14 protein-coding genes and 1 tRNA gene are annotated in these 14,192 nt (G+C 64.9%); 10 read left to right on the top strand and 5 right to left on the bottom strand.

The features are described from left to right. The first annotated feature begins 343 nt into the window (after positions 1–343). The gene (locus IVB40_RS04985) at positions 344–1,273 is read left to right on the top strand and encodes a Ku protein (protein WP_247464821.1); all 930 of its coding nucleotides are present in this window, start codon (positions 344–346) and stop codon (positions 1,271–1,273) included. A 45-nt stretch (positions 1,274–1,318) separates the two neighbouring features. After that, positions 1,319–2,047 carry a DUF72 domain-containing protein gene (locus IVB40_RS04980; RefSeq protein WP_247818237.1) on the top strand — a complete coding sequence of 243 codons (729 nt, stop codon included), beginning with the start codon at positions 1,319–1,321 and terminating at the stop codon, positions 2,045–2,047. Between the two features lie 102 nt (positions 2,048–2,149). On the opposite strand, the gene IVB40_RS04975 is transcribed toward IVB40_RS04980, so the two are convergent. From IVB40_RS04975 to mnmA, 5 genes are all read right to left on the bottom strand, one after another. Next, positions 2,150–2,419: a hypothetical protein gene (locus IVB40_RS04975; protein WP_018453910.1), complete on the bottom strand. Its 270-nt coding sequence runs from the start codon at positions 2,417–2,419 to the stop codon at positions 2,150–2,152. A gap of 251 nt (positions 2,420–2,670) precedes the next feature. Further along, positions 2,671–2,747, bottom strand: a tRNA-Met gene (locus IVB40_RS04970). Positions 2,748–3,061: 314 nt separating this feature from the next. Next, a complete protein-coding gene (locus IVB40_RS04965) occupies positions 3,062–3,418 on the bottom strand; it encodes a hypothetical protein (RefSeq protein ID WP_247401193.1) in 357 nt (118 codons plus the stop codon). Positions 3,419–3,462: 44 nt separating this feature from the next. Beyond that, positions 3,463–4,101, bottom strand: a complete 639-nt coding sequence (locus IVB40_RS04960; RefSeq protein WP_247287700.1) for a class I SAM-dependent methyltransferase — start codon at positions 4,099–4,101, stop codon at positions 3,463–3,465. Positions 4,102–4,121: 20 nt separating this feature from the next. Then, complete coding sequence (mnmA, locus tag IVB40_RS04955) at positions 4,122–5,303, bottom strand: tRNA 2-thiouridine(34) synthase MnmA (RefSeq protein WP_027570436.1); 1,182 nt, start codon at positions 5,301–5,303, stop codon at positions 4,122–4,124. A gap of 211 nt (positions 5,304–5,514) precedes the next feature. On the opposite strand from mnmA, the gene IVB40_RS04950 reads away from it, so the two are divergent. From IVB40_RS04950 to IVB40_RS04915, 8 genes are all read left to right on the top strand, one after another. Continuing rightward, on the top strand, positions 5,515–7,311 hold the full coding sequence (locus IVB40_RS04950; protein WP_247818236.1) for a flagellar hook-length control protein FliK: 1,797 nt from the start codon (positions 5,515–5,517) through the stop codon (positions 7,309–7,311). Positions 7,312–7,324: 13 nt separating this feature from the next. Beyond that, positions 7,325–8,032, top strand: coding sequence for a flagellar hook capping FlgD N-terminal domain-containing protein (locus IVB40_RS04945; RefSeq protein WP_027570434.1), 708 nt, complete (start codon positions 7,325–7,327; stop codon positions 8,030–8,032). Between the two features lie 372 nt (positions 8,033–8,404). Continuing rightward, positions 8,405–8,680: a DUF1153 domain-containing protein gene (locus tag IVB40_RS04940; RefSeq protein WP_002714638.1), complete on the top strand. Its 276-nt coding sequence runs from the start codon at positions 8,405–8,407 to the stop codon at positions 8,678–8,680. Positions 8,681–8,872: 192 nt separating this feature from the next. Next, a complete protein-coding gene (gene fliF / locus IVB40_RS04935) occupies positions 8,873–10,480 on the top strand; it encodes a flagellar basal-body MS-ring/collar protein FliF (protein ID WP_027570433.1) in 1,608 nt (535 codons plus the stop codon). Between the two features lie 17 nt (positions 10,481–10,497). Then, positions 10,498–11,589, top strand: a complete 1,092-nt coding sequence (gene fliG, locus IVB40_RS04930; RefSeq protein WP_007614076.1) for a flagellar motor switch protein FliG — start codon at positions 10,498–10,500, stop codon at positions 11,587–11,589. Continuing rightward, a complete protein-coding gene (locus tag IVB40_RS04925; protein ID WP_007614077.1) occupies positions 11,589–12,209 on the top strand; it encodes a FliH/SctL family protein in 621 nt (206 codons plus the stop codon). Before fliG ends, IVB40_RS04925 begins: the two co-directional genes overlap by 1 nt. A 3-nt stretch (positions 12,210–12,212) precedes the next feature. Then, entirely contained in the window at positions 12,213–12,563 is a 351-nt protein-coding gene (fliN, locus tag IVB40_RS04920) for a flagellar motor switch protein FliN (protein ID WP_247818235.1), read from the top strand. A 44-nt stretch (positions 12,564–12,607) separates the two neighbouring features. Next, entirely contained in the window at positions 12,608–13,993 is a 1,386-nt protein-coding gene (locus IVB40_RS04915; protein WP_247818234.1) for a sigma-54 dependent transcriptional regulator, read from the top strand. Positions 13,994–14,192: the final 199 nt, after the last annotated feature.

Here is a 14,192-nt window from a genome sequence, read left to right as displayed (position 1 = left end):
TGGCCGACACATACGCTATTTCCGAATTTCGGCGAAGTGGAATATTTTTGCGGGTAGGGGTTGACGGGATGGTGGGTGTTTTGCACGACGGGCTGGGTTGCCGCTCCCCTTAGAGCAACGGATTGGCTGATCCACAAAGGTCTAATGACCGAGGATCTGCCATGGGTTGGGTCACCGCTGTATGTTCTTATTTTGTCCGTATGAGTCATGACCGCCCGCCATATATTCAGGCCGCTTGACCGGGACGTGGCATCAATTTGCAGTGGACACCTGCGGGTGATGTCGGAACTGCGGCCCGCCGTTCGTCTTGAGTCCAAGTCCCCGCAATGGAGTGTTGCGTACCATGGCCCCCCGCGCGAACTGGAAAGGCTTTTTGCGTCTCTCGTTGGTCACCTGTCCCGTGGCGCTCTACCCAGCTACGTCGGAGAGCGAGAAGATCTCCTTCAACCAGCTCAACCGTCAGACCGGTCATCGGATCAAGTACCTGAAAGTCGACGCCGAGACCGGCGACGAGGTGCCCAACGAGGACATTGTCAGGGGCTACCAGCTCGAGAAGGACCAGTTCATCGAGGTGACCAAGGAGGAGCTCGAGGAGATCGCGCTGGAATCCACGCGGACCATCGAGATCGACGAGTTCGTAGACAAGGCCGACATCGATCCGCGCTACCTAATTCGCCCCTACTACATCCGTCCGGACGGAAAAGTCGGCCACGACGCCTTCGCGGTCATCCGCGAGACCATCCGCGAGATGAACAAGGTTGCGATCGGGCGCGTGGTGCTCACCAACCGAGAGCACATCATTGCGCTCGAGCCGATGGACAAGGGTCTGGTCGGCACCTTGCTGCGGTATCCCTACGAGGTTCGTAGCGAGCAGGAATACTTCGACGAGATCCAGGACGTCAAAGTGACGAAGGACATGCTCGATCTGGCCAGGCACATCGTGAACCAGAAGGCTGGATCATTCGAGCCGGAGAAGTTCGAGGACCATTATGAAAGCGCGCTGATCGAGCTCATCAACCAGAAGCGCGCCGGCAAGCCGATCGTGCCGAAGGATCGGCCGAAAGGCGAGAACGTCGTCGATCTGATGGACGCGCTACGCAAGAGCGTCGGCGGGGCAGCAGCAAGGACCGAGGCTCCGAAAAAGCCTGCCAAGAAGACGAAGAAGGCTGCCGCGGCTCAGAAGGAAATGCTGATGCCGATCGCCGGTAAGAAGCTGGCTAAGGAAGCGGCGGCGAAGAAGCCGACAGCAGGGACGCGGCGGAAGTCGGCGTGAGATTGTGAAACATCCGGTGATGTCCGATGGCAGTTACGGACTGACATGGAAGAGGCCGCGCATGTCAAGGCTGAGCTGCGGCTCGGCACGGCGGGATGGAATGTTCCGCGAGTCTGGAAGGAAAGAGTTGGCGGGGTAGGTAGCCAGCTTGAACGCTACGCGCGGGTGTTGAACGCCACCGAGATCAACTCATCATTTCACAAGCCGCACCGGCGTTCGACCTATGAGAAGTGGGCGAACGCGACGCCAGATGATTTCCGCTTTTCGGTAAAGGTCCCGAAGTCTGTTACTCACTCGTCGCAGCTTGCGCAGGGTGAACTCGATCGGTTCATCGAAGAGAGCGCCGGACTTGGTGCGAAGCTCGGGGTTTTGCTCGTTCAGTTTGCGCCTCGCAAAATGTTCGTTGAGTCCGATGCGGAGTTCCTGTTCCGCGCGCTGCAGGAAAGGACCTCAGCCGCTCTCGCTTGCGAGCCGCGTCACGTCAGCTGGTTTACGTCCGAGGTCGGCGCCTGGCTCAGGGAACGTCGGATTGTCCGCGTCGCCGCGGATCCGGCGCGGGTGCCCGATGCCGACCTGCCGGGCGGGTGGCCGGGCTTGCGCTATTTTCGACTGCATGGAGCGCCGCGCATTTACTACTCCGCTTACGACGGGGCGTTCCTGCGATCGCTGAAGGTGCGGCTCGGTGCTGCGTCGTCATCTAGTGAGACCTGGTGCATCTTCGACAACACCGCCGCCGGCGCAGCGATCGAGAACGCACTAGACTTGCTCGCTTGAAGGGCCTTTTAGCAAGTCCGCTCATATCCCTCACGTCCTCCACCTTTGTCGAAGGCCTTTGAGGCTCGCGCGCGATCCGAGCTGCGCGACAGCGCAGGGGACCTAATCGGGACGTGGCGGGCACTCCGGGCACGTATCGCCGATCGAATGCAAAACCTCGCGCACTTGCCCGACGGCCTGATCCGGAGACAAGCCCTCGGGTGGCTCCTGCCTGGCTATATCCAATGCGTGCTCGCGCGCATGCGGGTCGGCCCGGTCCTTCGCCCAGCCGTGCTCCTCGCATTCGTGGATGGCGCCCGCTTCCTGCAGCACGCTGAGCGCCCATCCGCGCAGCGTTCGGATCGCCGGTCGTCTTTCCTTCGTCATCAGCATCGAGCTTGCTCCTGCCGGGACGAATCCTTCGCCCGTCTTATCGTTCCGGCGGTTAGCACGCTGCAGGGATTCGTAGTCGGCAGAGCTGAGGTTCGTCCCCTTGTTCCGCGGCTCTGTGCACAAGCCGACTGCCGGCGCCGGCATGAGGCGCGCCCAGTGCTTCTGCAGGGTCGCGAATGGAGCCTAGAGCTCTCTCAAGGTGGCAGGCCGGACACGACGGCTCCCGAGCCTTGGATATCGCGTTGATTTTTTGGTAGCGGGAGAGGGACTCGAACCCCCGACCCCAGGATTATGATTCCCGTGCTCTAACCAGCTGAGCTACCCCGCCACAGGGTCGCGAGGGCCGAACAAGGCCATCTCGCGAGCGCGCGGCATATAAGGAAGGGGGCGACGGGCTGTCAATCCGAGTTTGCTTCCGCTTTGGCTAAAGCTTCCGCCTTCGCCAAGGCTTCCGCCTTCGCTAAAGCTTCGGCGGGACATGTCGGCGGGGATTTTGGGCCTTTTGGCGCTGAATCCGTCATGGCCGGGCTTGTCCCGGCCATCCACGGCCGTCGCGCGGCCACAAGAACGTGGATGCCCGGGACGAGCCCGGGCATGGGATGCGGAACAGGCTCCGCCTACGCCAAGGCTTCGGCGCGACAGCTATTTCGGCCGTACCGTCGGGTCGCCGCCGGGGCTGCCGGGGGGCGGGATGACGGGCATGGCGCCGTTCGTGCTGGGCGCCGGGGCGTGCATCTCGGGATCGACGCCGGAGGGCGGGCAGAGCACGCCGTCCGATTTTGCCAATTTGTCACCGAGCGGTTCCCGGGACTGGCCGGTGGTGGTGCCGTCGGCTGAGCGGTTCGGGCGGTCCTGCGGCGTACAACCGGTCGCGTGCTGCGGGGATGGCGGCGCGGTTTGTTGCGGTGGCGTCGCCGGGGCGGGCGGGGCCTGTGCGATCGCGCTGCCGGAGGCGGCGATCAGGAGGCTGGCCAGAATGATGTTTGATGTGGTGCGCATGGGAGGGAAACGCGCGGGTCAGCCCGCGTGTTCCGCGTCCCCGATCACGATTTGAGGTAGCGGATCAGCGAAAAATGCCCCATCGGCGGCATCGGGCGGCGCTCAGCCAGCGTGACGCCTCCGTGTTTTGCGGCCCAGTCGACCAGGCGGGCCCACGGAAACTCCGGACGCCAGCCGAGACGGCGAGCCAGGGGCGCAAACGCCAGCTCGGAGAGTTTGCGAAAACCCTTTTCCGCGCCGATGTGGTTGACCAGGATCAGCTCGCCGCCGGGCTTCAAGACGCGCACGAACTCGTCGAGCGTGCCTTCGGGATCGGGCACCGCGGTGATGACGTATTGTGCGACCACCGCGTCGAAGAAGTTTTCGGGGAAGGCGAGGTTTTTGGCGTCCATCACCGAGAGCACTTCGACATTGGAGAGCCGCAAGCTCCGCACGCGCGATTGCGCCTTGCGCAGCATCGGCTCGGAGATGTCGACGCCGCAGATCTTCGTGGTGCGCGCATAGTCGGAGAGCGAAAGCCCGGTGCCGACGCCGACGTCGAGGATGCGGCCGCCGATGCGGTCGGCCTCGGCGATGGTCGACTGCCTTCCGGCGTCGAACACCTTGCCGAACACGAGATCGTAGACCGGCGCCCAGCGGCCATAGGCCTTCTCGACCCCGGCCCGCGAGATGTCTGCTGCCATGCCCCTACCCAATATATTTTTTAGCCGCGGACCGCTTCTGCGAGCGGCCTCGTCGTGCTGCTTGCGGCTTTCGCGGCGGCGCTTTGAATGAAGCCGCCGCCGAGCACGCGGGCCTGGCCGCCAGGTGCGTCGTAGAACACGCAGGCCTGTCCCGGCGAAACGCCCTCTTCGCCGGCGACGAGCTCGACCTCGTAATGGCCGTTCGCGCCGCGCAGCCACGCAGGCTGCGGCGCGCGGGTCGAGCGCACGCGCACGAACATTTCGAGGCCATTCCCGATCGCGCGGTCGATGTCGCCATCGCCGATCCAGTTGACGTCGCGCAACACGATGCGGTGCATCTTCAGCGCCTCGCGCGGGCCGACGACGACGCGGCGGTTGGCGGCCTCCAGCCGCACCACGAACAGCGGCGCGGCGGCTGCGATGCCGAGGCCGCGGCGCTGGCCGATGGTGAAATTGGCGATGCCGTTGTGCCGGCCGAGCACGCGGCCGTCGAGATCGACGATGTCGCCGGGGTCCATCGCGTTCGGCCGCAGGCGGGTGATGATGTCGGTGTAGCGGCCGGTGGGCACGAAGCAGATGTCCTGGCTGTCGTGCTTGTCGGCAACCGCGAGACCGAAGCGCCGCGCCAGCTCGCGCGTCTCGGGCTTGGTCATGTCGCCGAGCGGAAAGCGCAGATAATCGAGCTGCTCCTGCGTGGTCGCGAACAGGAAGTAGCTCTGGTCGCGATCGGCGTCGGCGGCACACACCAGCGCGCGCGAGCCGTCGGCGCGGCGGCGCGAGGCGACGTAATGGCCGGTGGCGAGCGCGGTGGCGCCGAGTTCGCGCGCGGTCTTCAAGAGGTCGCGGAACTTGACCGAGCGGTTGCACTCGATGCACGGCACCGGCGTCTCGCCGAGCGCGTAGCTGTCGGCGAAATTGTCGATGACGGACTCGCGAAAGCGGTCCTCGTAGTCGAGCACGTAATGGGGAATGCCGAGCTTGGCCGCGACGTCGCGGGCGTCGTGGATGTCCTGGCCGGCGCAGCAGGCGCCCTTGCGATGGGTGGCCGCGCCGTGGTCGTAGAGCTGCAGCGTGATGCCGACGACGTCGTAGCCTTCCGCCTTCAAAAGCGCAGCCGTCGTCGAGGAATCGACGCCGCCCGACATGGCAACGACGACCCTGGTATCCTCAGGACGGCCTTCGAGATCCAGACTGTTGAGCATGGGCCTTAAAGCGTTGTGGACGGCGGCGTTGGGCGATCCGCTGGGTGCTTCCGGCGGGACAACGGCGACCCGCGGGAACTGAGAGTTCCCGAATGGCGCGGCCTGCCCGGTCGAAAGCGGCTGAGAGCTGTCTCTTTAATATAGGCGGCCTTCCGGTGAAGCAATCACGGACCCCGCATGGTTTACGGCAATTCTTGCCGGGGAGGCAGAAATGGTGGGGCTTCGAGAGGCCTCGCGGCGGAGGCGCCAATTCGCCAAGATATTGATTTGTCTCGACAAAACTTCATCGCGCAAGGGTGGCCCGCTCCTTGCTACCTTTCATGGCGAAGATGTTTCCAAGGGGTTGCCTGTGGTCGGTCGTACGTCAGATGTAGCGGCAAGCGTGCAAGTGCAGAGCGCGCAGCAAAAGCCTGCCCGGTCGCAAGCCCCGAAAGACAGCTCCGCCAACGATTCCTTCGGCTCGCTGGTGGACAGCAACACCCAGGCGATCAACGACAGCGCGGCGTCCTCCGCACAGGACACCCCGCGGCGGCCGGATTCATCGTCCTCCGCCTCGGACAAGAGCCCGCGCGATCGCGCGGCGAGCGACCAGTTCTCGCAGAGCAAGGCCAGCGACGACGCCGACAATTCCGCGTCCGCCAAAAACGACGCCAGGAACGACGCCAGGAACGATGCCAAGAGCGACGCCAAGAACGACTCGACCGCCGATGCGGCCAAGGCTGATAGCAAGACCAAGGACAAGCCGAAGGCGTCCGACGCCAAATCGGCCGACAAGTCTGCGGACAAGTCCGACGAGACCAAAGCGGACAAGGCCGACGGCACCGATGGCCTCGCCGCCGCCGTCGATACCGCGGCCGCCGCGCAGATTGACGCGACGCAGGCCGCCGTGCCCGATCCGAATGCACTCGTGGTGGCCGTGCCGGTCGATCCCAACGCGACCGCGAACCAGGCCGCCGGCCCCGCCTCCTCGCCGCTGACGATTGCCGCCGCCGGCATCGCCGCCAGCGCATCCATCACGGCGCAGATCGCCGGCACCAAGACCGATACCGCGACGCCGGGCGACAAGAGCGCCAAGACCGCGAGCGCCAAGGTCGATGCCGACACCTCGGCGACGCTGGCCGATGCCGCGACCGGCACGACCGATTCGACCGCGACCGATGCCAAGACCAATGGCGGCCTGATCGCCGCCGTCGACCAGGGCACGCCAAAAACCTCGTTCAAGGCCGCAGCCACTGCGCAAGGCGCGAGCGACGTCTCCAATATCGGTCAGGACACCGGCAAGGCGAACGCCGCGCAGACCTCGGCGACGGCAGCCTCCGCCACCACGGCGCATCCGCAAGCCGACAAGCCGCCGATCGACGCGAACGCGGCCGACACCAAGGCAGGGAGTTCCGACCGCACCGCCGATGCCGCACCGGCGACGGCAACACCGCATGCCCACGCGGGCATGCAGGCCGCTATCCCCACCACCGACGCCAGCGCGCAGGCGGCCTCCGCCATCCAAGCGCCGCTGACCAATACCACTTCGGCCGCGACCGCTTCGACCGCGACGCTCACGGCGACCGCGGCGAATGCCAATGCCATACCGATCAGCGGCGTGCCGATCGAAATTGTCGCCGCCGCGCGCGCGGGCAAGACCCGGTTCGACATCAGCCTCGATCCGCTCGACCTCGGCCGCATCGACGTCCGCATCAATGTCGACCGCAACGGCCAGGTCACCTCGCATCTCACCGTCGAGAAGCCGGAGACGCTGCAGATGCTGCGGCAGGACGCGCCGCAATTGCAGCGCGCGCTCGACGATGCCGGCCTCAAGACCGGCAGCAACGGGCTGTCCTTCAGCCTGCGCGATCAGAATTCATCGGGCCAGAACTCCGACCAGAACAACGACAATGGCGGCAATGCCCGCCGGCTGATCGTCAGCGACGAGGACGCAGTTCCCGCGGCCCCGGTCGGGCGCAGCTACGGCCGCATGCTCGGATCGAGCAGCGGCGTCGACATCAGAGTGTGAGGAGTATTCGATCATGACCACCACGAATGCCGCCACTGCCCCATCCGTCGTCTCGGGCACGACGGACCTGCCGAAATCCTCGTCGAACCCCGGCCTGGGCTCGACCACCGGCGCAACGCTGGCCGGCAACTTCCAGACCTTCCTGACGCTGCTGACGACGCAGCTGCAGAACCAGAACCCGCTCGATCCACTCGACACCAACCAGTTCACGCAGCAGCTGGTGCAGTTCGCCGGCGTCGAGCAGCAGCTCAAGACCAACGACTCGCTGTCCCAGCTCGTCACCCTGCAACAGACCACGCAGGCGACCCAGGCGCTCGGCTTCGTCGGCAAGACCGCCCTGGTCGACGGCACCACCGGGACCATGACGAATTCGTCGGCGACCTGGCATCTCAACGTGCCGAGCGACGCCACTGTCGACATCACCATCGCCAATGCCAGCGGCCAGACCGTGTTCACCGGCAAATACACCGCCGGCGCGGGCACCGACGTTCCGTTCACCTGGAACGGAATGGGCAATGACGGCACGCAATGGCCCGACGGCAAGTACACGATCTCGGCCACGGGCAAGGATGTCGCCAACAACAATGTCGGCATCGCCGCGCAGGTGCAGGGCACGGTGTCATCCGTCGACCTGACCCAGTCGCCGCCGCTGCTGACCATCGACGGCTCCAGCTACACCTTGAGCCAGGTCAAGAGCATCATCGCGACGGCCAGCAATTAAAGGCGGAATGTCGCGACTGAATATTCGGTGTCGTCCTGGCGAAAGCCAGGACGCATAACCACCGCAAGTCGTTTTGGCGCGAGGACCTGACCCCGGGTCGTCGTAGCAACTCCTCCCTGGGTAATGGGTCCTGGCGTTCGCCAGGACGACAATTGGGGCCTTGCAGCGTCGCGCGCAGGCCTCGTTCGTTAGTAAAGTATTTACGAACACCCCCCTCGGCCCGCCTGGACGCACCGTCCCGCCGGTCGAGACGGCTGCGTTCCAGCCATTTTCAACGAGAATTGTATTGAAGCCTTAGGCTTAGCGGATTTTTAAGCCGGCGCGCGTAGGGTTCCTGAGTGAGTTCAGTGGTTGAGAGTTTGTGAGTACGCCATGACAGAACCCCATCGCCCGAGGGTAAAATACGTCATCGGGCCGGACGGTAGTCCGTTGACGATTGCGGATCTGCCTGCACCCGGCACCAAACGCTGGGTCATCCGCCGCAAGGCCGAGGTCGTCGCCGCAGTCCGTGGCGGTCTTCTCTCCCTCGAGGAGGCCTGCAGCCGTTATACCCTGACGGTTGACGAATTCCTCTCCTGGCAGTTTTCGATCGACCAGCATGGTCTGGCGGGACTTCGCACCACCCGTATCCAACAATATCGCCAGTAGGCAATCCGGAAATCTGCGGCCTTTGACGAAAATCGGCCTCGCGTTGCGAGGCCGATTTTTTTCATGTTTCGTTTTGGCGCGACTTTTGTCGCAGCTCTTAACCTTCGTTAACCATATCGAAACCATCACCTAGGCAATAATTGCCCAGTCGGCCTTTCCTGTGAAAGCAGCCGAATCTGTCGGGGCGGTTGCTTGCAAGGTCTTGCGGACTTTCTGAAGGGTATTGGAGCCGCCCGGTTCGGGGCGATGATCGCGGTCACCGCCGCGCTCGTCGGCTTCTTTGCGTTCGTCATCATGCGCGTCACCACGCCGCAGATGACGACGCTGTTCACCGACCTCAGCGTCGAGGACTCCTCGGGCATCATCAAGGACCTGGAGCGCCAGGGTATCCAGTTCGAGCTGCGCAACGAGGGCACCATCATCATGGTGCCCAAGGACAAGGTCACCCGCCTGCGGATGAAGCTCGCCGAGGGCGGCCTGCCCAAGGGCGGCGGCGTCGGCTACGAGGTGTTCGACAAGTCGGATGCGCTCGGCACCACCTCTTTCGTCCAGAACATCAACCATCTCCGCGCGCTGGAAGGCGAGCTCGCCCGCACCATCCGCGCCATCGACCGCATCCAGGCCGCCCGCGTCCATTTGGTGCTGCCCGAGCGCCCGCTGTTCTCGCGCGAGGCGCCGGAGCCGTCGGCCTCGATCGTGGTTCGGGTCCGCGGTGCGCTGGAAGCCCAGCAGATCCGCGCCATCCGCCACCTCGTGGCCTCGGCCGTGAACGGGCTGAAGCCGCAGCGGGTCTCGATCGTCGACGAGACTGGACAGCTGCTCGCCGACGGCGCGCAAACCGATCCGGACCAGCAGATCGGCGACGAGCGTCGCACCGCCTTCGAGAAGCGGATGCGCAAGCAGGTCGAGGACATCGTCTCGTCCGTGGTGGGGACGGGACGCGCCCGGGTCCAACTCTCCGCCGATTTCGACTTCAACAAGATCACCCAGACCTCGGACAAGTACGACCCCGAAGGCCGCGTGCTGCGCTCGAGCCAGACCCGCGAAGAGCAGAGCATGACGGCCGACAACAACGGCCAGGTCACCGTCAACAACGAGTTGCCGGGCAACCAGCAGAACGGCGGCGTCGCGGCCAAGGACCAGAGCAAGAAGAGCGAAGAGACCAACAATTACGAGATCTCCCGCACCACCAAGACCGAGGTGACCGAGGCCGGCCGGGTCAACCGCATCTCGGTGGCGGTGCTGGTCGACGGCATCTACTCCAAGAACGAGAAGGGCGATCTGGCCTACCAGGACCGCACCAAGGAGCAGCTCGATCGCATCGCCACGCTGGTGCGCTCGGCGATCGGCTTCGACCAGAAGCGCGGCGACCAGGTCGAGGTCGTCAATCTGCGCTTTGCCGACGCCCCCTCCACCACCCCGATCGCGGAGCCGAGCGGCTTGCTCGGCATGCTCCAGTTTACCAAGGACGACGTCATGTACTTCGTCGAGCTTGGCGTGATGATGCTGCTCGGCTTGGTCGTGCTGTTCCTGGTGATCCGGCCGCTGGTCAAGCGCATCCTGGCATCGGACGAAGTCGCAGCCGCCATCTCCGGCGTCCTCACCGGTCCCGCGAGCGACGAGGCCGCGCCCGCCAGCCAGCCGCTCCTGCCGAGCGGCGCTGCGAGCGCGATCGACGTCGCCACCGTCCAGGGCCAGGTCCATGCCCAATCCGTCCATCGCGTCGGCGAACTCGCCGAGCGCAATCCCAACGAGACGGTCGCCATCATCCGCCAATGGCTGACCGAACCCGCGAAATAATCGAGAAGTGATCTGACATGGCCGCTGCCCTGCAAAACGCCAATTCCAACGACATCACCAGCGTGATCTCCACGCTCGGTCAGCGTGCCGTCGGCCGCGCGGGTGCCAAGACCGAAGCAGTACCGGGGCCGAAGCGCGCCGCGATCCTGATGCTGGCGCTCGGCGAGCAATATGGCGGCAAGATCTGGGGCTTGCTCGACGACGACGAGGTGCGCCAGCTCTCCCTGGAGATGTCGACGCTCGGCACCGTCGAGGTCGACACGGTGGAGGACATGCTGCTCGAGTTCGTCTCGCGGATGTCGGCCTCCGGCGCGCTGATGGGCAATTTCGATGCCACCGAGCGGCTGCTCCAGCAATACCTGGCCCCCGAGCGCGTCAACGGCATCATGGACGAAATCCGCGGCCCCGCCGGCCGTAACATGTGGGAGAAGCTCTCCAACGTGCAGGAAGAGGTGCTCGCCAACTATCTCAAGAACGAATATCCGCAGACCATCGCGGTGGTGCTGTCGAAGCTGAAGCCGGAACACGCCGCCCGCGTGCTCGGCATCTTCCCCGAGGATCTGGCGCTCGACGTCGTCAACCGCATGCTGAAGATGGAGGCGGTGCAGAAGGAGGTGATCGAGAGCGTGGAGAAGACGCTGCGGACCGAATTCATGTCCAATCTGTCCCAGACCCGCCGACGCGACGCGCACGAGGTGATGGCGGAAATCTTCAACAATTTCGACCGCCAGACCGAAACCCGCTTCATCACCTCGCTGGAAGAAGACAACCGCGAATCGGCCGAGCGCATCAAGGCGCTGATGTTCACCTTCGACGACCTCGTGAAGCTGGATTCCGGCTCCGCCCAGACCCTCATGCGCAACGTCGACAAGGACAAGCTCGGCGTCGCGCTCAAGAGCGCCAACGAGGACGTCCGCAACTTCTTCTTCGGCAACATGTCTTCTCGTGCGGCCAAAATGCTCCAGGACGACATGGCGGCGATGGGTCCGGTCCGCCTGCGCGACGTCGACGAGGCCCAGGCGTTGCTGGTCAACCTCGCCAAGGACCTCGCCGCCAAGGGCGAGATCATGCTGACCAAGAACCGCGCCGACGACGAGCTGGTGTACTGATGGCCGCTCCGGCAAAATTCCTGTTCGACAACGACTTCGCAGCGCCCGACCGGACGCGCGAGAAGGCCGCAACCGCGGCCGAGATCGCCCAGAAGGTCGCGGAAGCCGAGGCGCGCGCCTATCAGGACGGCTTCGCCGCTGGCCAGCGCGAGGCCAAAGCCGAGAGCGACCGCCGTGTCGCGCTTGCCATGGAAGAGATCAACATCGCCATCCGGGGCATCGCCTCGGGCATCGGCAACATCGAATCCAAGATGGAGACCGAGGCGGTCGACGTCGCGGTCGCGGTGGCGCGCAAGCTGTGCGCCGATCTGGTCGCCGCCGAGCCGCTCGGCGAGATCGTCGCGCTGGTCAAGGACTGCTTCTCGCATCTGGTCGCGACGCCGCATCTCGTCGTCCGCATCAACGACGCACTCTACGACGCCGCGCGCGAGAACATCGAGCGGCTGGCCAGGCAGAACGGCTTTGAAGGCCGGCTGGTGATTCTGGCCGAGCCCGAGATTGCCACCGGCGACTGCCGAATCGAATGGGCCGATGGCGGCGTCGTGCTGGAGCGCGCCGCCATCGCGGCCAAAATCGACGAAATGGTGGGGCGCTACGTTGCGTCCCGCAGGGGGAGTTAAATCATGAGCGACAATGACGGACAGGTCCCGCTGCCCGATCTCAACGGCCCGATGCCGCCTACCGGCACCGACGTCGGCTACAACGAGGACGAATACGCGACGCGCGCCGCCGCCGACCTCGAGGCCGTATTCGACGTGCCGGTGCAGGTCTCGGCCGTGCTCGGCCGCTCCAAGATGGACGTCAGCGAGCTGTTGAAGCTCGGACCTGGGACCGTGCTCGAGCTCGACCGGCGCGTCGGCGAAGCCATCGACATCTACGTCAATAACAAGCTGGTCGCCCGCGGCGAAGTCGTCCTGGTGGAGGACAAGCTCGGCGTGACCATGACTGAAATCATCAAGACTGAACGCGCCTAAAGCGACGACGCGCGGCAGCGCGACCAGACGGACAGGAGACTGACATGCGGCTTCTCATCGTTGGCACATTGAAGGGCCAGCTCACCACCGCCACCAAGATCGCGATGGCGAACGGCGCTACCGTGACCCATGCCGAGGATCACGATCAGGCGATGCGCGTGCTGCGCGGCGGCAAGGGCGCCGACCTCCTGCTGGTCGACGTCGCCCTCGACATCCGCGACCTCGTGATGCGTCTGGAGGCCGAGCACATCCACGCCCCGATCGTCGCCTGCGGCATCACCAACGACGCCCGCGCCGCGGTTGCCGCGATCCATGCCGGCGCCAAGGAATACATCCCGCTGCCGCCGGACCCGGAACTGATCGCTGCGGTGCTGGCCGCAGTCGCCAACGATTCCCGCGAGCTGGTCTATCGCGACGAGGCGATGGCCAAGGTGATCAAGCTCGCCCAGCAGATCGCCGGCTCGGACGCTTCGGTGATGATCACCGGCGAATCCGGGACAGGCAAGGAAGTGCTGGCTCGCTACGTCCACACCCGCTCGGGACGCGCCAAGCGCCCGTTCATCTCGATCAACTGCGCCGCGATCCCCGAGCATCTGCTGGAGTCCGAGCTGTTCGGCCACGAGAAGGGCGCCTTCACCGGGGCGATCGCCCGCCGCATCGGCAAGTTCGAGGAGGCGACCGGCGGCACGCTGCTGCTCGACGAAATCTCGGAGATGGACGTCCGCCTGCAATCGAAACTGCTCCGCGCCATCCAGGAGCGCGTGATCGACCGCGTCGGCGGCACCAAGCCGGTCCCGGTGGACATCCGCATCATCGCGACCTCGAACCGCAACCTGGTCGAGGCCGTGCGCGAGGGCACGTTCCGCGAGGACCTCTTGTTCCGGCTCAACGTCGTGAATCTGAAGATCCCGCCGCTGCGCGAGCGTCCCCTCGACATTCTCGAGCTCGCCCAGCACTTCGTGAAGAAATACGCCGAAGCGAACGGCGTGCCGATGCGCCCGATCTCGGCGGAAGCGCGCCGCGTGCTCTCCACCAACCGCTGGCAGGGCAACGTCCGCGAGCTCGAAAACACCATGCACCGCTCGGTCCTGATGGCGCAGGGCGACGAGATCGGCGCCGATGCGATCCTCACGCCCGACGGCGACCGCCTCGACCTCGCCAAGACCGTGCCGGCCGTGGCGCATGCCACCATGGCCGCCGAGCAGGTGACGCGGGCCCTGGTCGGTCGCACCGTCGCGGATGTCGAGCGCGACCTGATCCTGGAGACGTTGAAGCACTGCCTGGGCAACCGGACCCATGCCGCCAACATCCTCGGCATCTCGATCCGTACGCTGCGCAACAAGCTCAACGAATATTCCGACGGCGGCATTCCGATCACCCCCGCCGGTACGCCGGGCGAGTATCCGCGCATGCCGATGATGGGGGCGTAAGATCCACGCCGATTGAGAATGCGAATGCCCGGGATCAATCCCGGGCATTTTTGTTTGAGATAGAACGTCGCCGCGCGCCACGCCCCAGTGTCGTCCCGGCGAAGGTGGAGAGATATCCCGCCTTGAACCGCGGCATGGCCGCACCGCATCCGGCGACTAGGTCAGGCCCCCGCAAGGCCCTATAAACCCGCGTGAGAAC

The sequence above is a fragment of the Bradyrhizobium sp. 40 genome (genome assembly GCF_023100925.1).
In the GTDB taxonomy this organism is placed as follows: Bacteria; Pseudomonadota; Alphaproteobacteria; order Rhizobiales; family Xanthobacteraceae; genus Bradyrhizobium.
Note: the sequence above shows the minus strand (reverse complement) of the source record. Positions and strands in the feature narration are given on the sequence as shown.